This window comes from Pseudomonas sp. fls2-241-TYG-175 (assembly GCF_030209155.1).
In the GTDB taxonomy this organism is placed as follows: domain Bacteria; phylum Pseudomonadota; class Gammaproteobacteria; order Pseudomonadales; family Pseudomonadaceae; genus Aquipseudomonas; species Aquipseudomonas viridiflava.
On sequence record NZ_JARVSO010000041.1, the window covers coordinates 89,369 to 108,872 of the forward strand.

A 19,504-nucleotide genomic window follows, 5' to 3' on the forward strand; every position below is an offset into this window, starting at 1 on the left:
TAATGCCCCGAGAGCCGATTAATGCCCGATCCTGTAGGTCGTATTCGGGCAGCTATGCTGCTTTACACTTCACCCACACCAAAGGTCAGTTCATGCGAATTCTTGTTACAGGAGGTGCAGGTTTCATCGGTTCGGCATTGATTCGACACCTGATCCAGAACACCGATCACGACGTGCTGAACTTCGACAAGTTGACCTACGCGGGCAACCTGGAATCGTTGCACCCTATCGCAACCAATACCCGTTATGAATTCGTCCAGGCCGACATCTGCGATCAGGCGGCCGTCAGCGCCGTACTCTCACGTTTCGAGCCGCAGGCGATCATGCACCTGGCGGCCGAGTCCCACGTCGACCGCTCCATCGATGGTCCGGCCGAGTTCATCCAGACCAACATCGTCGGCACCTACAGCCTGCTGGAAGCCACACGCGCCTATTGGCTGAAATTGCCCGAGGCCGAGCGCCAGGCGTTTCGCTTTCATCACATTTCGACCGACGAAGTGTACGGCGACCTGCACGGCGTCGATGACCTGTTCACCGAGACCACGCCCTACGCGCCCAGCTCGCCGTATTCGGCCAGCAAGGCGGCGTCCGACCATCTGGTCCGCGCCTGGCATCGCACCTACGGCCTGCCGGTGGTGCTCACCAACTGCTCGAACAATTACGGGCCATATCACTTTCCCGAAAAGCTGATTCCGCTGGTGATCCTCAACGCTCTCGCGGGCAAGCCGCTGCCGGTCTATGGCAACGGCCTGCAAGTGCGTGACTGGCTCTATGTGGAAGACCACGCCCGCGCACTGCTCAAGGTCGTGACCGACGGCGTGATCGGCGAGACCTACAACATCGGCGGCCATAACGAGCAGAAGAACATCGATGTGGTGCGCGGCATCTGCACGTTGTTGGATGAACTGGCGCCGCAGAAACCGGCGGGCGTGCAGCAGTACAGCGAGCTGATCACCTACGTGGTCGATCGCCCGAGTCATGACCTGCGCTATGCAATCGACGCCGGCAAGATTGAAAGGGAGCTGGGCTGGACACCCGAAGAAACCTTCGAGTCCGGGCTGCGCAAGACCGTGCAATGGTATCTCGATAACCTGGACTGGTGCCGCAGGGTTCAGGATGGCAGTTATCAAGGAGAGCGACTGGGCTTCACTGACCACAAGGACCTGATTGCATGACCAAAGGCATCGTTCTGGCCGGGGGCTCCGGCACCCGCCTGCACCCCATCACGCTTGGCCTGTCCAAGCAGTTGCTGCCGATCTACGACAAACCCATGATCTATTACCCGCTGTCGGTGCTGATGCTGGCCGGTATTCGGGAAATCCTGATCATCTCCACGCCGGAGGATTTGCCGCAGTACCGCAAGCTGTTGGGGGATGGCAGCCAGTTCGGTGTGCAATTCAATTACGCCGAGCAGCCGAAACCGGACGGTCTGGCGCAAGCCTTTCTGATTGGTGAGCAATTCATCGGCGACGATTCGGTGTGCCTGATCCTGGGCGACAACATTTTCCACGGTCAGCATTTCAGCGTGCAGTTGCAGCAGGCTGCGGCCCAGAAGACCGGCGCGACGGTATTCGGTTACTGGGTCAAGGACCCTGAGCGTTTCGGCGTGATCGACTTCGACGAGACTGGCCGAGCGCTGTCCATCGAAGAGAAGCCCAGGGCGCCCAAATCCAGCTACGCCGTGACCGGGCTGTATTTCTACGACAACGAGGTGATCCGGATTGCCAGAGACGTCAAGCCGTCACCCCGTGGCGAGCTGGAAATCACCGACGTCAACAACGCCTATCTGCAGCGCGGCGACCTGCGTGTAGAGCGCTTCGGACGTGGCTTCGCGTGGCTCGATACAGGCACTCATGATAGTCTTCTCGACGCCTCGGCCTACGTACAGACCATCGAACACCGACAGGGCCTGAAAGTTGCCTGCCTTGAGGAAATCGCCTATCAGAACGAATGGATCGACCGTGACCATTTGCTCAGGCGTGCCGACTACTTCGGCAAAACCGGTTACGGTCAGTACCTATTCAAGATCGCAGGGGAAACCACGTGAATGTAATTGCAACAAAGCTGCCCGATGTCCTGATTCTGGAACCCAAGGTGTTCGGCGACGAACGCGGCTTTTTCTATGAAAGCTTCAATGCCAAGGCGTTCAGTGAAGCCACCGGCCTGGACAGGCAGTTCGTGCAGGACAATCACTCCCGCTCGCAGAAAGGCGTACTGCGTGGCCTGCACTACCAGATCGACAATGCCCAGGGAAAACTGGTGCGCGTCACCGCAGGCAAGGTTCTTGACGTTGCAGTGGATATTCGTCGCAGCTCGCCGACCTTCGGTCAGTGGGTAGCCGTTGAGCTGTCTGCCGAGAACGCCCGTCAGCTGTGGGTGCCGGAAGGCTTCGCACACGGCTTCGTGGTACTGAGCGACTACGCCGAGTTTCTGTACAAGACCACCGACTACTACACGCCGTCGGCAGAGCGTTGCATCAGCTGGAACGATCCGGACCTGGCCATCGACTGGCAGCTCGACGCAGCACCGCAGTTGTCGGCGAAGGATCAACAGGGCAAAAGCCTGAAAGAAGCCGAACTGTTCGCCTGACCGTTCCGGCAGCGGCGGTTTGTCCGGGTGCCTGACGCGGTCATGGCGGGCATAATAGGCTTTTGATGCCCACGTCAGGATCGACCGGGTTTTCCATTGCCCGCAGGGACATCATCGCGAGGCGCCGCAGTCGCTGCCAGGGGTTGAACCTCTGTTCGACGCCAGCGGCGGCGTCCGCGATAGCCGCTGCAGGCACCGCCAACCACTCGGCGATTGCCAATGACCACGACCTCTGCCCTGCCTCCCCGCCCCCGCTGGCGCAGCCTCGCCCTGCTGGCCATCTGTCTGGCACCGCTGTTGTGGCCGCTGGAACACCTTGCCGAGCGCTATTACCGCAACGAGCTGGCCAATCAGAACCGCCAGACGCTGGACCTGTACGTCGCCAACCTGCTCGGCACGCTGCATCGTTACGAAACCCTGCCACAGATCCTCGGTGACCTGCCCGCCTTGCGCGCGGTTCTGACATCTCCTGGCGACGGCACCGCACAGGGCAACGCCAACCGCCTGCTCAGGGACATCTCGCAACAAACCGGCGCGGACGTCATGTACCTGATGGACGCCAAGGGCCTGACCCTGGCGGCATCCAACTCTGATCAACGCGACAGCTTCATCGGTCGCAACTTCTCGTTTCGTCCGTACTTCACGGACGCGCTGGCGGGCAGAACGGGCCGGTTCTTTGGTCTGGGCACCACGTCGGTCAAGCGCGGTTATTTCTTCGCAGGGCCCGTGCACGATGGCGAGCGGGTGATCGGCGTGCTGGTGGTCAAGGTCGATCTGGACCACACCGAAACGCTCTGGGGCAAGACACCCGAGCAACTGTTGCTGACCGACCAGAACGGCGTGGTCATTCTGACTTCCAACCCGGAATGGCGCTTTCGGGCGACGCGGGATCTGACTGACGACGAGAAAAAAGCCATCGTTGCGATCCAGCCCTATCCGACCCGCGATCCGCGCCCGCTCAAGATCGATGACCACGCGTGGCTGACCCAGAGCCAGGCCATCACCGAGACCGGCTGGAACGTGAACATCCTCGCGCCCCGTGCGCTGATCGACCGTCCCGTACGCACCGTGCAGGCGATCGGAGGCGCAGCGTTGCTGGTCCTGATGCTGTTGCTGGGTCTGATGATGCAGCGTCGGCGTCACTATCTGGACCGCATCGCCTTCGAGGCCAAGGCCCGGCGTGAACTGGAAATGCGCGTCATCGAACGCACCAGTGACCTTGAAGGCCTGAACAGCCGGCTGCGTCAGGAAGTGCTGGAGCGTGAACAGGCGCAGCAGGAGCTGGTGCGGGCTCAGGACGAACTGGTGCAGACCGGCAAGCTGTCGGCACTGGGCACCATGTCGGCCAGTATCAGCCATGAACTCAACCAGCCGCTGGCCGCTATTCGCAGTTATGCGGAAAACGCCGAAGTGTTGCTCGATCATCAGCGCACCGAAGAGGCACGCGGCAATCTGAAGCTGATCAGCGAACTGACCGGGCGCATGGCCTCGATCATCGCCCACCTGCGCGCCTTTGCCCGGCGCGACCGGCATGCGCCGGAAAGCGTGGCGCTGCAACCGGCACTGGACGACGCGCTGGCGTTGCTGACCAAACGTCGGCGCGCCATGGAAGTCGAGTTGATCCGTGACGTGCCCGACGCGACACTGTGGGTACAGGCGGGCGAAACCCGCCTGCGCCAAGTGCTCGGCAATCTGCTGGCCAACGCGCTGGATGCTCTCACTGAAAAGGGACCGCCGCGCAAACTGTGGATCAGTGCCGAGCAGACCCGCGAAGGCGTCAATCTGTACATTCGCGACAACGGGCCGGGCTTTTCCCAAGAGGCGCTGACACGGGCACGCGAGCCATTCTTCACCACCAAGACCCGCACTCAGGGCCTTGGGCTGGGGCTGGCGATCTGTGACACCCTGATGCGTGCGCTGGACGGCGAACTGCTGTTCGCCAATCACTCGAGCGGCGGCGCACTGTTGACCCTGCGCCTGCGTGCCGGCGCTTCCGGCGCCAACCTTCAACCGCCAGAGGACCTATCTGCATGAGTTCGGACACAGCCATCGACAGCCAGATTCAGGTGGTGCTGATCGACGACGACTCCCACCTGCGTCAGGCACTGCGCCAGACCCTGGATCTGGCGGGCCTGAACGTTCTGCCTCTGTCCGAAGCCGACGGGCTGGCCGAGCGCATCGGTCGCGACTGGCCGGGCGTGGTGGTCAGCGACATCCGCATGCAGGGCATGGACGGACTGGAGTTGCTGGTGCAACTGCATGAACAGGATCCGGACCTGCCGGTGCTGCTGATCACCGGGCACGGCGATGTACCGCTGGCGGTGAAAGCCATGCGCGCCGGAGCTTACGACTTTTTGGAAAAACCGTTCGCCAGCGATGCCATGCTCGACAGCGTCCGCCGTGCCCTGGCCTTGCGTCGGCTGGTGCTGGATAACCGCAGCCTGCGTCTGGCACTGAGCGATCGCCAACAGCTGAGCACGCGTCTGGTCGGTCAGTCGGCGCCCATGCTGCGTCTGCGCGAACAGATCGGTGCGCTGGCAGGCACTCGCGCCGATGTGCTGATACTGGGCGAAACCGGTGCGGGCAAGGAAGTGGTTGCGCGGGCGCTGCACGACCTGTCCAACCGTCGAAACGGTCCGTTCGTGGCAATCAACGCAGGAGCGCTGGCCGAGTCGGTGGTGGAAAGCGAGCTGTTCGGCCACGAGCCGGGCGCCTTTACCGGCGCGCAGAAACGCCGCATCGGCAAGTTCGAATTCGCCAATGGCGGCACGCTGTTTCTCGATGAAATCGAAAGCATGAGCCTGGATGTTCAGGTCAAGCTGCTGCGCCTCCTGCAGGAGCGTGTGGTCGAGCGCATGGGCAGCAATCAGCAAATCCCGTTGGACATTCGCATCATCGCCGCCACCAAGGAAGACCTGCGTCAGGCGGCGGATCAGGGGCGCTTCCGTGCCGACCTGTATTACCGGCTGAACGTCGCCTCGCTGCGCATTCCGCCGTTGCGAGAGCGGGGTGAAGACGCGCTGATGCTGTTCGAGCACTACGCCGATGCGGCCAGCATGCGTCACGGCATTCCCACGCAGGAACTCAAGCCGGGCCAGCGCGCATTGCTGCTGCGTCACAGTTGGCCCGGTAACGTTCGGGAACTGCAAAACGCTGCTGAACGCTTCGCGCTGGGGCTTGAACTGGAACTGGAGGGCAATGCGATGCCGGACGCGCCGCCCGTCAGTGGCGGCTTGAGTGAGCAGGTGGAAAGCTTCGAACGTGCATTGATCGCCGCCGAACTGGCCCGCCCGCACAGCTCAGTGCGCAGCCTGGCTGAAGCGCTGGGCGTGCCGCGCAAGACCCTGCATGACAAGCTGCGCAAGCACGGTCTGAATTTTGGCGACAGCAGCGGAGCGTCCGATGAAACCGACTGAGCCACAGGCACCGTTGTCCGGCAACGCAGCGGCCGAACTTGAGCAGGTGCTGCACCATGACATCCCGCTGACCCGCGAGATGGGCATCCGCGTCATCGATTGGCAAAACCATCGACTGCGCCTGCACCTGCCGCTGGCACCCAACGTCAACCACAAGAGCACGCTGTTCGGCGGCAGCCTGTATTGCGGCGCGGTGCTGGCCGGATGGGGCTGGCTGCACCTGCGCCTGCGTGAAGCAGGGATTGACGACGGGCACATCGTGATTCAGGACGGGCAGATCAGCTATCCGCTGCCGGTCCGCGAAGATGCCATTGCCGTGTGCGATGCGCCGGATGTGGCGCAGTGGGACCGGTTCATTACCACCTACCAGCGGCGCGGCCGCGCACGCTTGGAGCTGCCGACCCGCATTCATGCGCAGGACAGCGATGAACCGGCAGTGAAGTTTACCGGGCAGTTTGTGTTGCATCGGTGACCGGACGCGGAGCGTCCTGAGCGGCATTCCCACGCGGAGCGTGAGGAACGATCATCACATGCCACGGGCATGCAGCAATCAGCTCAAGACTGCGCCAGCACCAGTAATTTCTCGCGCCATTCGGCCTTGGCGGGCAGCGCCAGGAAAAACGGGTTGAGCAGCGACTCGCGGGCGGGATAGGAGAAGCGCTGGCCGTCGAGTTGCAGGACTTCACCGCCGGCGCCTTCGAGAACACCCTGCGCCGCAGCGGTGTCCCACTGCGAGGTCGGGGCCAGACGCGGGTAGCAGTCGGCAGCGCCTTCGGCCAGCAGGCAAAACTTCAACGAACTGCCGATGTTGGTCAACTGCAGCGGACCGAGGCCTGCTGCCAAACCTGCCAGCAAATGCTCCTGCTCGGGGCTTGAGTGTCTGCGGCTGGCGACGACAGTGAACGCTTGCCCGCTGTGCAGTTCGTGACGCACCTGAATCGGCGCGCAATGACCGGGTGAGTCACTGCGCCACGCGCCCAGTTCTGCGCCTCCGAAATAGCAGCGGTCATTGGTCGGCATGGACACCACGCCAAACACCACGCGACCGTGCTCGATCAGCGCGACGTTGACCGTGAACTCCTCGCTGCCGGAAATGAACTCCTTGGTGCCGTCCAGCGGATCGACCAGCCACCAGCGCTCCCAGGTCGCACGCTCGCTGAGCGGGATGTCGGCGTCTTCCTCGGACAGCACATGAATCGTCGGATCCAGCGCCAGAAGGCCCTCGACCAGTACCTGATGGGCCGCCAGATCAGCCGCCGTCACCGGCGAATCATCGGCCTTGGAGGTCACGCTGACGTTCGCGCGCCAGAACGGCAGAATGGCCTCGCCCGCCAGACGCGCAAGGTCGATGACGGGAGCGAGCAGCGGATGCGGCAGGTTGTCGAGCGAGTCGGTCATGATTGGAACAGTCCACGTTGGGTCAACAGGTCACGGGTGAGGTACAACGCAGCCAAGGCGCGCCCTTCGCTGAACTGCGCATTCTGGGCCAGACTCGCCAGCTCCCTGAGATTGATCTTGTCCACACGGATCGGCTCAGGCTCGTCACCTTCCAGCCGCTCTTCGTACAGATCGGTCGCCAGCACGACCTGGATTTTCTGGTTCATGTAGCCGGGCGACAGCGACAGCTCGGTCAGGTGCTCCAGTTGGCGCGCGCCGAAACCGGCCTCTTCCTTGAGTTCACGGTTGGCCGCGGCGAGGATGTCTTCGCCCGGCTCGATCAGCCCTTTGGGCAGCGACAGCTCGTACTCATCGGTGCCACCGCAATATTCTTCGATGAGAATCGCGTGATCGGCATCGAGCATCGCCACGATCATCACCGCGCCATAGCCTGTGCCTCTGCCAACCAGACGCTCATACGTACGCTCGACCCCGTTGGCAAAGCGCAACTGCAGCTCCTCCACGCGGAACAGACGGCTGCTGGCGACGATGGCGCGGGCGAGAACGGTTGGTTTCTGACGCATGACAGGCTCCTTCACATGGACGGGGTACTATAACGCGGCTTTTCCGAATGTTCGTGTCGGATATGCTTACTCATCAGAACCCACTTCCATGAGGCAACCATGCTTTCCATGCCCTGGAGCGAAATTGATACCGTCCTGCTGGATATGGACGGCACCTTGCTCGATCTGCATTACGACGACCACTTCTGGTTGCACCACCTGCCGCAGCGTTACGCCGAACTGCATGGCATCAGTTTCGCCATGGCCTGGTTGGAATTGAAACCGTTGTTCGAGCGCAACGCAGGCACGCTCAACTGGTATTGCCTGGACTTCTGGAGCGCCGAGCTGAAGCTGTCGGTGCGCGACCTGAAGCGGGAAATCGCCCACATGATTGCGCTGCGTCCGGACGCAGAGACCTTTCTGGCGGCGATCAAACAGGCAGGCAAGCGGGTGATCATGATCACCAATGCCCACCGCGATTCGCTGTCGTTGAAGATGGAGCGGATTGAACTGGCGCCCTACTTCGAGCGGTTGATCAGTTCCCATGACTATGGCTTTCCCAAGGAAAACCAGCAGTTCTGGGACGCGCTGCACGCCGACACGGCCTTCGACCCGGCGCGCAGCCTGTTCATCGACGACACCCTGCCAATCCTGCGCAGTGCTGGCCGTTTCGGTGTCGCGCATTTGCTGGCGGTCAGCCAGCCCAACAGCCAGAAAGCCCCGAAGGACACTGAAGAGTTCGCGGCCGTCGAGGATTATCGGGAGTTGATCAAGGGATTGTGATGGGCCCGCAGACACTTTGCGTCGCACCGCAAAGCGGACGCGGAGCGTCCTGGGAGGCATTCCCACGCGGAGCGTAGGAACGATCAGCGTGAGGGCTGGCATCTGTACCCGATCATGCCCATGCTCCGTGAGGGTATGCAGCTCGTGACGCTCCGCGTCACATTCGAGAGCAGACGCGGAGCGTGGGGACGATCAGTTGCCCGAGCGACTACTCACTCCGGAATGCGCAGCTTCTGCCCCGGATAGATCTTGTTCACATCCTTGAGCATGGGTTTGTTGGCGTCGAAGATTTTCTGGTACTTGTTCGCATCGCCATACATCGCTTTCGAGATCGCACTCAGAGTGTCGCCTTTTTTGACCTCATAGAATCTGGACTCGGTCGCGGCTGGCGCGCTGCTGGCGACGGTCATCTGGTCGTCCACTTTCTCGACGCCCTCGATATTGCCCAGTGTCACCAGGATTTTTTCCTTCTCTTCCTGACTGGCCACCTCGCCCTTCACGATGACTGTTCCGCCGTCGACTTCTGTCTGAATGTTGGGGTTGCCCAATCCGACCCTGGAAATATGATCCTTCAGGACTTCATCTGCGTTGGCATTGCCGGGCGTGATCGCATCAAGGATCTTTTCTCCCGCCTCTTTCACAAAACTCCAAATGCTCATAATCCGGTTCTCCTCAATTGAGTTGTCAGATGTGCACCATCAACCATAGCCCTTATAAACCGTGGCCTGCAGAGTTCCGACCAACGTGGACTGACCATCGTTCAGCCTGAACGCGTAGAATCGACCACCTGGACTGCCCACCGGAGTGAATATGGACATCAAGCAACTCAAATTCCTGATCGCCCTCGACGAAACCCGCCACTTCGGGCAAGCGGCTGCGCGCTGCAATATCACCCAGCCCACGCTGTCGATGCGGTTGCGCAATCTGGAAGAAGAGCTTGGCTTGCCGCTGGTCAATCGCGGCCAGCGCTTTGAAGGTTTTACCGCACCGGGCGAGCGCGTGCTGGCCTGGGCACGCACGGTGCTTGCGGCCTACGACGGTCTGCAGGCCGAAGCGGCGGCCTGTCGGGGTCATCTGGTCGGTACGCTGCGCCTGGGCGTGGTGCCGCTGTCGAGCTTCGATCCTCTGCCGCTGCTGCACCGGCTGCATCAGATGCACCCCAACCTGCGCTTCGAACTGTCTTCGCTCAGCTCCGAGCAGGTGCTGGAGCAACTGGCGAGCAATCGTATCGATCTGGGCGTCTCGTACCTAGAGCGGCTGGACAACGACCGTTTCGACTCGCTGGCGCTGGACGACACGAAAATGGGCCTGCTCTACGACCGACGCCACTTCACCTTCGGCGATGAGCCGTTGAGCTGGGCGGATCTGGTCGAGCTGCCGTTGGGCATGCTGACCAGCGGCATGCACTTCCGCCAATCCATCGATCACAACTTCCACAGCCGGGGTCTGCAGCCCCAGCCTTTGCTGCAGACCGATGCCGTTCATCAGTTACTACAGGCCGTACATGGCGGTTTCTGCTGCGCAATCATGCCGCTGGACGGCGGATTGGAGACGCTGACCGAGCATCTTGCCATGCACCCGATTGCCGATGCCCGCACGTTGGCCCAGCTGGGGCTGATCATGCGCCGCAGTGCACCTCGCTCGGCGCTGGCGGAAGCGTGCTTTGCGCTGGTGGCAGAAATCCCTCGATAAGACATTGATCGACGTCATCTATCAGTGCATCGGAACTAGCGATTAGACGATACCGGACAACACGCCTAGTCTTACAGGTGTCAATCTGCCGGTATCTCTGCCCATGCAAGCCAAGCGCACGGTCGGCACCGCGTCTGCTTTCGCGCCCGCCCCCGAAGCCAGCCAGTCCTACAGCTACGCGACCCTCGAAGGTCAGGACGGCGCACGCACCGAGCTTGCTGAAGAAGTGGCGCTGGCCATCGCCTACAACGGCATCAGCCAAGCCGTCATGCTGGTCAGTCCGACCGATCTTGAAGACTTCATCGTCGGTTTCAGTCTGGGCAGCGGAATCATTGCCTCTCGCGATGAAATCTACGACTTCAAGCTCAGCGGCTGCGGCTCTGCGATGCAGGCCGAAGTCGAAATTGCCAGCCGTGCCTTCTGGGAAATGAAACAACAGCGCCGCCAACTGGCTGGCACCAGCGGCTGCGGCCTGTGCGGCGTCGAAGCGGTCGAACAGGCGCTGCCGGAACTGAACGTTCTGCCCGGTGCACCGCTGCCACCGATCCAGTGGCTGGAAGGCCTGCGTCAGCGCATCGGCGAATTCCAACCCTTGGGCCGACACTGCGGTGCGGTGCATGCCGCCATCTACATGGACGGCAACGGCCAGTTGCTGCTGGGCCGCGAAGACATCGGTCGCCACAACGCGCTGGATAAGCTGATCGGCGCGCTGGTTCGTCAGGACATCCCGCTGGCCGGTGGCGTTGCCATCGTGACCAGCCGATGCAGCCTGGAGTTGATTCAGAAAGTTTTGCGCGCAGGCATCCAGACACTGGTCAGCCTGTCGTCGCCCACCGGCCTGGCCCTGCAATGGGCACGTCGGCACAACCTCAATTTAATTCACCTGCCGCAGCACAGTGCGCCGCGGGTCTATAGCCCTGCGATGGAGATTCAAGCGTGAGCACTCATCACCAAGCCGACAAGACACCGACCCCTCGCTACAAGCCATACAAAGGTGCGGCAGGCGGCTGGGGCGCACTGATCAGCGTGACGCAGGCCTGGCTGGGCAGCGACAACGCGCTGAAAAACCTGCGCATGATGCTCAAGACCAACCAGAACGGCGGCTTCGACTGCCCTGGCTGCGCCTGGGGCGATTCGCCGGAAAGCGGCATGGTCAAGTTCTGCGAGAACGGCGCCAAGGCGGTCAACTGGGAAGCCACCAAGCGTCGCGTCGACCCGGCCTTCTTCGCCCGCCACAGCGTCACTTCGCTGCTGGAGCAGAGCGATTACTGGCTTGAATATCAGGGTCGCCTGACCGATCCGTTGGTCTATGACGCCGAAACTGACCGTTACAAGCCGATCGCCTGGGACGCAGCGTTCGCGCTGATCGCCAAACACCTGAACAACCTGCCCAGCCCGAACATGGCCGAGTTCTACACCTCGGGCCGCGCCAGCAACGAGGCGGCGTATCTGTATCAGCTGTTCGTGCGCGCCTACGGCACCAACAACTTCCCCGATTGCTCGAACATGTGCCACGAGGCCAGCGGCGTTGCGTTGTCGCAAAGCGTGGGCGTCGGTAAAGGCACCGTCACCTTCGACGACTTCGAACACGCGGACGCGATCTTCGTGCTCGGTCAGAACCCAGGCACCAACCACCCGCGCATGCTGGAGCCACTGCGTGAAGCGGTGAAGCGTGGCGCGCAAGTGGTCTGCGTGAACCCGCTCAAGGAGCGTGGCCTGGAGCGTTTCCAGCATCCGCAGCACCCGGTGGAAATGCTCACCAACGGTGACCGTCCGACCAACACCGCCTACTTCCGCCCGGCTCTGGGTGGCGACATGGCGCTGCTGCGCGGCATGGCCAAGTTCCTGCTGCAATGGGAACGCGAGGCACAGGCTGCCGACGCGCCGTCGGTTTTCGACCACGCGTTCCTCAACGAACACACCGAAGGCGTGCTGGATTACCTGGCCGCCATCGATGACACCTCGTGGGACGAGCTGGTCGAGCAGTCCGGTCTGACGCTTGCCGACATCGAGCAGTCGGCGCGCATGTACGCACTGGGCAAGAACGTCATCATGTGCTGGGCGATGGGCATCACTCAGCATCGTCATTCGGTGGCGACCATTCAGGAAATCGCCAACCTGATGATGCTGCGCGGCAACATCGGCAGGCCGGGCGCAGGTCTGTGCCCGGTTCGCGGCCACAGTAACGTGCAGGGCGACCGCACCATGGGCATCAACGAGCGCCCTCCGGTGTTCCTGCTCGACGCGCTGGAAAAACGCTTCCAGTTCAAGGTGCCACGCGAGAACGGCCACAATGTGGTCGAAGCCATTCACGCCATGGCCGAAGGTCGTTCCAAGGTATTCATCGCACTGGGCGGCAACTTTGCCCAGGCCACACCTGACAGCCATCGCACTGCAGAAGCACTGAGCAACTGCGACCTGACCGTCCAGATCAGCACCAAGCTCAACCGCAGCCACCTGTTCCATGGCAAGGACGCGCTGATTCTGCCGTGCTTCGGTCGTACCGACATCGACATTCAGGCCAATGGCCCGCAAGCGGTCACGGTGGAAGACTCGTTCAGCATGGTTCACGCCTCGAACGGTCAATTGCAGCCTTCGTCGTCGCAGATGCGCTCCGAGCCTGCGATCCTGGCCGGTATCGCCAACGCCACGCTAGGCAAGCAGCCTGTGGACTGGCTGTGGCTGGTCGAGGACTACAACCGCATTCGCGACCTGATTGCCGATACCATTCCGGGCTTCAAGGATTTCAACGAGCGCATCAAGAATCCGGGCGGCTTCTATCTGGGCAACGCGGCGGGTGCACGTCGCTGGAACACGCCATCGACCCGCGCCAACTTCAAACCCAACAAGCTGCCAGGCACTCTGTTGCACGAGGGCATCAGCTCGACTGGAGAGGTGCCGGACCTGATCATGCAATCCATGCGTTCGCACGATCAGTACAACACCACTATCTATGGCCTGGACGACCGTTATCGCGGCGTCAAAGGTCAGCGCGACGTGCTGTTCGTCAACGAAGCCGACATCATTCGCCTGGGCTTCCAGCCAGGCCAGAAAGCCGACCTGATCTCGATCTGGGACGACAAACGCGAACGCCGCGTCAAAGGCTTCACCCTGCTGCCGTTCGACATCCCGGCCGGTCAGGCTGCCGCCTACTACCCAGAGGTCAACCCACTGGTGCCGCTGGAAAGCGTCGGCGAAGGCAGCAGCACGCCAACATCCAAGTTCGTGGCGATTCGTCTTGAGCGTTCCACTGAGTCGGCGCGGATTATCTGACGCCCACAAAAAAGGCCCGTTTCGCTGGAAACGGGCCTTTCACAAGTAACCTCAGACTGCGTTTTCAGGTTTAAGTTCCTTAGCCAAAACAATAACTTAGCATTCTGTGTTGCATTCGTGTTACTCGTCGGATTTGCATTGCTACATTCTTCACTTGACACGAATATCGCGCCGTCATCCCTATGAGATTCCCTACATGAAGTATTCCTCGATACTGTTGTTGTCTCTTACCCTGACCACCGGTTTCGCCTCTGCAGGCGATAACGTGACGGCAGGCGTAGGCGGAGCATTGGGTGGGGTACTCGGTTCAGTCGTCGGCCAGCAGCTCGGCGGTAGCACCGGTTCAGCGATTGGCGCTGGCGTCGGCGGCGCAGCCGGTGGTGCAGTCGGCGCAAACCGCCATAACCGCACAGAAGCAGCCATTGGTGGCGGTCTGGGCGCGGCAGGCGGTAACGTGATAGGCCGCAGCGTAGGCGGCAATACCGGCAGCCTGGTTGGCTCGGCTGCTGGTGGCGGCGCAGGTGCGGCGCTGGGTAACTACATGGGCACTGAAAGCCAGAAAGACGAGCGTGGCTATCGTGGTGGTCGTGATGACCGTCGTGAGTATCGTGGACACGGCAACCGTGGCAAGCATTACGGCCATCGCAAACATGGTCGTGGCTACTACCGCGATCGTTGATCGTCAAAATGTCTGAAAACCGGCCGCTCTTGAGCGGCCGGTTTTCGTTTGGGGCTGACAGCGCGCGCCAGCTCTATTGCCGGCAAGCCGCCTCTTATCAAACAACACGTAATCTGCTGAATGGAAACGTTTTTTTGTGGGAGGCGGCTTGCCGGCGATGCAGTCGACGCGGTGTGTCAGGAAAATCGCGTAATCGTTCATCGCCGGCAAGCCGCCTCCCACGGTCCGGTGTTTGCTGCGCGACAGCGCTACGTCGAAGACGTGGTGGCGCCTCCCACGGTCAGGTGTCTGCTGCAGATAAGCGCTGTGTCAGGCTTATAGGCCTTGGCCGTCGTTATGAGTCCATCCGACCCTGCACCCACGTCCTGACCTGCGCATACGGATAGTCCTCAAGCTCGGCAAACCCTGCGGTCGCCCGCGCCTTGAGTTTGGTGAACAGCGGCACGCTAATACCGCACAGAAAACGCGTCAGGCATTCAGCGCTGGGTAACTGGCCGTTGTAGTCATGGTGCTTGCGGATGAAATCGCCACACAGGTGCTGAAAATCCCTGTCCTCAAGCGGCTGTAGTGCGGGCGGCTCTGGCAGGTAGGCAACCTGGCCGTGACATACCGAACAATGCCCGCAACGCTCGGGCGCATTATCGTCCCCGAAGTACCGGGCCAGGCGATGAGTCAGGCATTGATCGCTGGCAAACACCTCTATCATGGTGTGAATCCGGGCGACCTCGGTCGTTTCGTGCTCACTGAAGTAGACGTGCAACTCGTTACTCAGCGCATCCGGGTCAAAGTCGGTGCGCAGCAGGCTGTAGACCTCGGTCATCTGCTTGCTTTCCAGCTCGATCCAGCCCTTCTCCTGAAAGTAATCCAACGCCGTGACCACACGCCCGCGCTCGGCGCCGTATTGCTGATACAGCGCGTCGAAATCCACCGTCGCCCAGGTTCGCGCCCGGCTGGACGTCTGAATCACAGCTTCGACAAACTGACGCCGCTCGCCTTCGAAGCGCGCCATCAATTCAGCGGGCTCGATCAGGAATTTGAAACGGTATTCGGCAAAGTACGCATAACGCGGCGCGATGATCCCGCGCAGCTCCAGTTGCACCAGCAGGGTCTTGAGCGGCAGCTGGCGGATGTTGCTGAGATCGGCCAGCGGGTTCAGCAGAAACTCCCACTGTCCGTCACCACGAGCGCTCAGCAGGTCGTCCAGCACCCGTGCTATACCCTCGCGCTCCGGCGTGTCGCCATACACGAAGTTTTCCAGCACGTTGAGGCTGTCGCGATTGGCCAGCACCAGACAATCGGACGCCGCGCCGTCTCGCCCTGCCCGACCGATTTCCTGGCTGTAGTTCTCGATGGACTTGGGCAGATCGAAATGCACCACGTTACGAATGTCGCTCTTGTCGATGCCCATGCCGAAGGCGATAGTCGCCACGATGCAGTTCAACTGGCCACTCATGAACTGTTTCTGGATCGATTCACGCTTATCGTTCGGCAGACCGGCATGATAGGCACTGGCGGGAAGTCCGTTCTGCTGCAGATGCGCGGCGATGTATTCAGCGGTCTTCTGCAACGTGACGTAGACAATGGTCGGCTGGCCGCCTCGCTCGCTCAGCCACTCGACCAGCCGCCGACGCTTGTCGCGTCCGGCAACCGGCTCGACCCACAGGTGCAGGTTGGGGCGGTAGAAGCCGGTGGTGACCACGTCCTGCGGGGCGATGGCGAATTTCTCCTGCATGTCGATGATCACCTGCGGCGTGGCCGTGGCGGTCAGCAGCAAGGCTTGGGGGATGTTGAACTCACGCTGGTAGTCGGGCAGCTTCAGGTAATCGGGACGGAAGTTGTGGCCCCATTCGGAAATGCAGTGCGCCTCGTCCACCACCAGCAGCGAGATCGGCACTTGCGTGATGAACTGTCTGAAACGCTCGTTCTTGAGGCGCTCCACGGAGATCATCAGAATCTTCAGCTCGCCGGACCGCGCCCGCGCCATGACCTGCGCGACATCTTCCCGGCTCTGCGCCGAATCGATACTTGCCGCCGAAATACCGTGACGCTGCAGAAACGCCAACTGGTCCTGAATCAACGCCAGTAACGGCGAAACCACCAGCGTAAGGTGCGGCAACATCAGCGCAGGCAACTGGTAACACAGGGACTTGCCCGAGCCGGTGGGGAAAATGGCTGCGGCAGAACGCCCGGCAAGCACGGCGCTGATCGCAGCCTCCTGCCCTGGACGAAACTGCGAGTAACCGAAAACCTGTTCAAGACGCTCGTGCATAGGCAAAATTCCCTGGTGAATCAAAACGGACTCGACCTTAGCCTGTCGAGCACCGCGAATACACCTCTAAAACATTTCAGAAATCCCGCCGAACGCCGATATCCTTGAAGTTTCATGCCCGCTGGACGGCAACAAGACCTGACAGCGCAAGATGGATGACTCAAGGAGCAGGGATGAATTCCAATCAGCAGCAGCCTGACGATGACGGCATTATCCGCATCCAGCGTCTGGTGCCCGGTCAGGTCGATGTGGTGTTGGGTTCGCATCCGGCCCGGCGATCAACGCCACGTCCTCGCAAGCCGCGCGCCTACGGCCTGTGGCTGGCAGGTCTGATCGTTGTGGGTTGCCTCGGCGGCATGATTGCTTCGCAGCTGCGCAAGCCCAAGGTCATTGTTCCTGCCATTGAGCAGCCCGCCGTTGAGGCGCAAACACCCGAGACGGACTCCGAGCCCGCACTGCCTGCCAGCACGCCTTCTGCCGCCTTGCGCCAGGAGCCTTACGTGGTGCCGACACCTGCTCCTGTGACCACGGCGGCACAAAACGTCCCGGTGCAACCGCTGGATAACTGCCTGAAGAACGGCAATGTCATCGACGAAAGCGTTCTGAACTGCCGCTTCGGTCAGGTCCCGCGAGCCGTTCAGGCCGAGCCTGCCAAAGGCATGGTGTCCGCAACCTACATGGCTGAATTCAAGGCCGATGCCGCTCGCCCCGCGGCCCGTCCGTCACGCCCTTACAAGGTCGCAACGGTGTCGATACGCGAATGGGACGGCCGCGACCGCTATCGCGCGCAATGGCGTGTCTATGACAACACCATCGACGGCGACAGCGTATGCGAAAACTTCCTCGCCCGCTCGGTGGAGCGGCGCGAATGCCGCAGATCCGCTCAGGTCAATTTCCGCGAAGAATGCCGGGACTGGACCAAGCGCGCCGGCCGGGACCGCGATCAGGAAAGCAGAAACGCCGAACAACGCTATTGCGAAGCAGCGGCGACCTTTACGCCCTGATCGGTCTGGCCATTTTTCGCCCAATCCCGTAGCAGAAACTTCTGGATCTTGCCGGTCGAGGTTTTCGGCAGCGGTGTGAACACCACGGTTTTCGGGACCTTGAAACCTGCCAGGTGCTCGCGGCAAAAACGCATGATCTGCTCGCCCGTCACCTCGTCACAGCCAGTCTTGAGTGTGACAAAGGCACAAGGCGTCTCGCCCCACTTTTCGTCGGGTCTGGCCACCACAGCGGCCTCCAGCACGGCAGGATGGCGATACAGAACGCCCTCGATCTCGATGGTCGAAATGTTCTCGCCGCCAGAAATAATGATGTCCTTGCTGCGGTCACGGATCTCCAGGTAACCGTCGGCATGCCAGACGGCCAGGTCGCCGGAATGAAACCAGCCGCCCTCGAAGACCTTGTCTGTTGCGGCCGGGTTGCCCAGATAGCCTTTCATGACCGTGTTACCGCGCATGTAGATCTCGCCAATGGTCTGGCCGTCCTTCGGCACCGGCTGATGGGTATGCGGGTCGGCGACCATGACGTCTTCAAGCGTCGGGTAACGCACGCCCTGACGCGCCTTCAGTGACGCACGCTCGTCAGGCGGCAACTCGTCCCACTCCGCCTTCCAGGCGCAGACGGTGACCGGACCATAGGTCTCAGTCAGGCCATAGGCATGAGTAATACAGATGCCCATCGCCTCGACCGACGCAATCACCCGGGCAGGCGGCGCAGCACCAGCGGTCATCGCATTGACCGCGTGCCCGAACGAGACGTTCGCAGCATTGGGCAGATTGGCCAGCGCATTGAGTACGATGGGCGCCCCGCACAAATGGCTGACCTTGTGCTCGCTGATCAGTGTGATGATTTTCTGCGGATCGACCCGCCTCAGGAATACGTGCGTACCGGCCTGCGCAGTGATCGTCCACGGATAACACCAGCCATTGCAGTGAAACATCGGCAGCGTCCATAGATAGACGGGATGCAGACCTATGCCCCACGCCATCTGATTGCCGATGGCGTTCAGAAACGCGCCGCGATGGTGATAGACCACCCCCTTGGGATCGCCGGTCGTGCCGGAGGTGTAATTCAGGGAGATCGGCGCCCATTCGTCCTCAGGCCATTGCCACTCGAACTCGGGATCGCCCACGGCGAGCAGTGCCTCATAGTCGAGCTCGCTGAGTGCCCGCCCTTCGCCGTATTCAGGATCGTCCACGTCAATCAACAGCGGCGGATGCTCCAGCATGGCCAGTGCCGCATGCACCACCGCATGAAACTCCCGGTCAGCGATCAACACCTTGGCTTCGCCGTGCCCGAGCATGAAAGCGATGGCAGACGCATCCAGGCGCACATTCAGCGTATTGAGCACCGCCCCCAGCATCGGCACCCCGAAATGCACTTCAAGCATTGCCGGAATATTGGGCAGCATCACCGCAACCGTATCGCCGCTTTGCACGCCCAACTGGCTTAACCCTGAAGCGAGCTGACGACAACGGCGATACGTCTGCGCCCAGTCCCGACGGACCGCGCCATGGATGACCGCCGGATAATCCGGGTAGGTCGCGGCAGTACGCTCAAGAAAACTCAGCGGCGTAAGCGCCATGTGGTTGGCCGGGCCTTTGGACAGCCCCTGATGGAAGATCGACATAGACACACCCTGGCGAATTATTAGCTCTGGACCCCAGCGGGCCGGTGATTTCGTGATTCTGCTGTGCTCAGTTATAGCTTGCGCAGGCAGGACTGCATCACCCGACCTTCGACTAAATCCCACGCAGGTATAGCGAAAGGCTTACACGCTAATGAGCCATCAGCTATTTTTGAACCTATGACATAGCCGTAATATTGGATCCAACAACTGGTGAACAAGGAGTTCGCCAGG

At 61.2% G+C, this 19,504-nt stretch carries 17 protein-coding genes; 12 read left to right on the plus strand and 5 right to left on the minus strand.

The features are described from left to right. Positions 1–92 precede the first annotated feature (92 nt). The 6 genes from rfbB (at position 93) to QRN20_RS23605 (ending at position 6,477) form a co-directional block, all read left to right on the plus strand. On the plus strand, positions 93–1,175 hold the full coding sequence (gene rfbB / locus QRN20_RS23580; protein ID WP_285361347.1) for a dTDP-glucose 4,6-dehydratase: 1,083 nt from the start codon (positions 93–95) through the stop codon (positions 1,173–1,175). Further along, a complete protein-coding gene (gene rfbA, locus QRN20_RS23585) occupies positions 1,172–2,047 on the plus strand; it encodes a glucose-1-phosphate thymidylyltransferase RfbA (protein WP_058431362.1) in 876 nt (291 codons plus the stop codon). The genes rfbB and rfbA overlap by 4 nt, the downstream gene beginning before the upstream one ends. Continuing rightward, positions 2,044–2,589, plus strand: coding sequence for a dTDP-4-dehydrorhamnose 3,5-epimerase (gene rfbC / locus QRN20_RS23590; RefSeq protein WP_004883011.1), 546 nt, complete (start codon positions 2,044–2,046; stop codon positions 2,587–2,589). Before rfbA ends, rfbC begins: the two co-directional genes overlap by 4 nt. Positions 2,590–2,808: 219 nt before the next feature. After that, complete coding sequence (locus QRN20_RS23595; RefSeq protein WP_096767335.1) at positions 2,809–4,623, plus strand: sensor histidine kinase; 1,815 nt, start codon at positions 2,809–2,811, stop codon at positions 4,621–4,623. Then, a complete protein-coding gene (locus QRN20_RS23600; protein WP_088236257.1) occupies positions 4,620–6,005 on the plus strand; it encodes a sigma-54-dependent transcriptional regulator in 1,386 nt (461 codons plus the stop codon). Before QRN20_RS23595 ends, QRN20_RS23600 begins: the two co-directional genes overlap by 4 nt. Beyond that, positions 5,992–6,477, plus strand: a complete 486-nt coding sequence (locus QRN20_RS23605) for a thioesterase domain-containing protein (protein ID WP_032663863.1) — start codon at positions 5,992–5,994, stop codon at positions 6,475–6,477. Before QRN20_RS23600 ends, QRN20_RS23605 begins: the two co-directional genes overlap by 14 nt. An 83-nt stretch (positions 6,478–6,560) precedes the next feature. Here the strand turns inward: QRN20_RS23605 and cysQ are convergent, their stop codons facing one another. Both cysQ and nudE read right to left on the minus strand, forming a co-directional pair. Beyond that, positions 6,561–7,403, minus strand: coding sequence for a 3'(2'),5'-bisphosphate nucleotidase CysQ (gene cysQ / locus QRN20_RS23610; protein ID WP_025996597.1), 843 nt, complete (start codon positions 7,401–7,403; stop codon positions 6,561–6,563). Further along, a complete protein-coding gene (gene nudE, locus QRN20_RS23615; RefSeq protein ID WP_088236259.1) occupies positions 7,400–7,966 on the minus strand; it encodes an ADP compounds hydrolase NudE in 567 nt (188 codons plus the stop codon). The genes cysQ and nudE overlap by 4 nt, the downstream gene beginning before the upstream one ends. Positions 7,967–8,065: 99 nt before the next feature. Here nudE and yrfG point away from each other — a divergent pair, with 99 nt between their 5' ends. Further along, positions 8,066–8,728: a GMP/IMP nucleotidase gene (yrfG, locus tag QRN20_RS23620; RefSeq protein WP_029244059.1), complete on the plus strand. Its 663-nt coding sequence runs from the start codon at positions 8,066–8,068 to the stop codon at positions 8,726–8,728. 212 nt (positions 8,729–8,940) lie between these two features. Here the strand turns inward: yrfG and lysM are convergent, their stop codons facing one another. Beyond that, positions 8,941–9,387 carry a peptidoglycan-binding protein LysM gene (lysM, locus tag QRN20_RS23625; protein ID WP_122413271.1) on the minus strand — a complete coding sequence of 149 codons (447 nt, stop codon included), beginning with the start codon at positions 9,385–9,387 and terminating at the stop codon, positions 8,941–8,943. A 151-nt stretch (positions 9,388–9,538) separates the two neighbouring features. On the opposite strand from lysM, the gene QRN20_RS23630 reads away from it, so the two are divergent. The 4 genes from QRN20_RS23630 to QRN20_RS23645 all read left to right on the plus strand — a co-directional run bounded on the left by QRN20_RS23630 (position 9,539) and on the right by QRN20_RS23645 (position 14,372). Next, entirely contained in the window at positions 9,539–10,420 is an 882-nt protein-coding gene (locus tag QRN20_RS23630; protein ID WP_004883001.1) for a LysR family transcriptional regulator, read from the plus strand. 103 nt (positions 10,421–10,523) lie between these two features. Beyond that, complete coding sequence (gene fdhD / locus QRN20_RS23635) at positions 10,524–11,360, plus strand: formate dehydrogenase accessory sulfurtransferase FdhD (protein WP_029244058.1); 837 nt, start codon at positions 10,524–10,526, stop codon at positions 11,358–11,360. Continuing rightward, complete coding sequence (locus tag QRN20_RS23640; protein ID WP_029244057.1) at positions 11,357–13,693, plus strand: FdhF/YdeP family oxidoreductase; 2,337 nt, start codon at positions 11,357–11,359, stop codon at positions 13,691–13,693. The genes fdhD and QRN20_RS23640 overlap by 4 nt, the downstream gene beginning before the upstream one ends. A 196-nt stretch (positions 13,694–13,889) precedes the next feature. Then, positions 13,890–14,372, plus strand: a complete 483-nt coding sequence (locus QRN20_RS23645; protein WP_004882998.1) for a glycine zipper domain-containing protein — start codon at positions 13,890–13,892, stop codon at positions 14,370–14,372. Between the two features lie 334 nt (positions 14,373–14,706). On the opposite strand, the gene QRN20_RS23650 is transcribed toward QRN20_RS23645, so the two are convergent. Then, positions 14,707–16,641: a RecQ family ATP-dependent DNA helicase gene (locus QRN20_RS23650; protein ID WP_122425593.1), complete on the minus strand. Its 1,935-nt coding sequence runs from the start codon at positions 16,639–16,641 to the stop codon at positions 14,707–14,709. 173 nt (positions 16,642–16,814) lie between these two features. Between QRN20_RS23650 and QRN20_RS23655 the strand changes: the two genes are divergently transcribed. Then, positions 16,815–17,645, plus strand: coding sequence for a hypothetical protein (locus tag QRN20_RS23655; RefSeq protein ID WP_096767342.1), 831 nt, complete (start codon positions 16,815–16,817; stop codon positions 17,643–17,645). On the opposite strand, the gene QRN20_RS23660 is transcribed toward QRN20_RS23655, so the two are convergent. Then, positions 17,612–19,273: an acyl-CoA synthetase gene (locus QRN20_RS23660; RefSeq protein WP_285361355.1), complete on the minus strand. Its 1,662-nt coding sequence runs from the start codon at positions 19,271–19,273 to the stop codon at positions 17,612–17,614. The genes QRN20_RS23655 and QRN20_RS23660 overlap by 34 nt on opposite strands. Positions 19,274–19,504 lie beyond the last annotated feature (231 nt).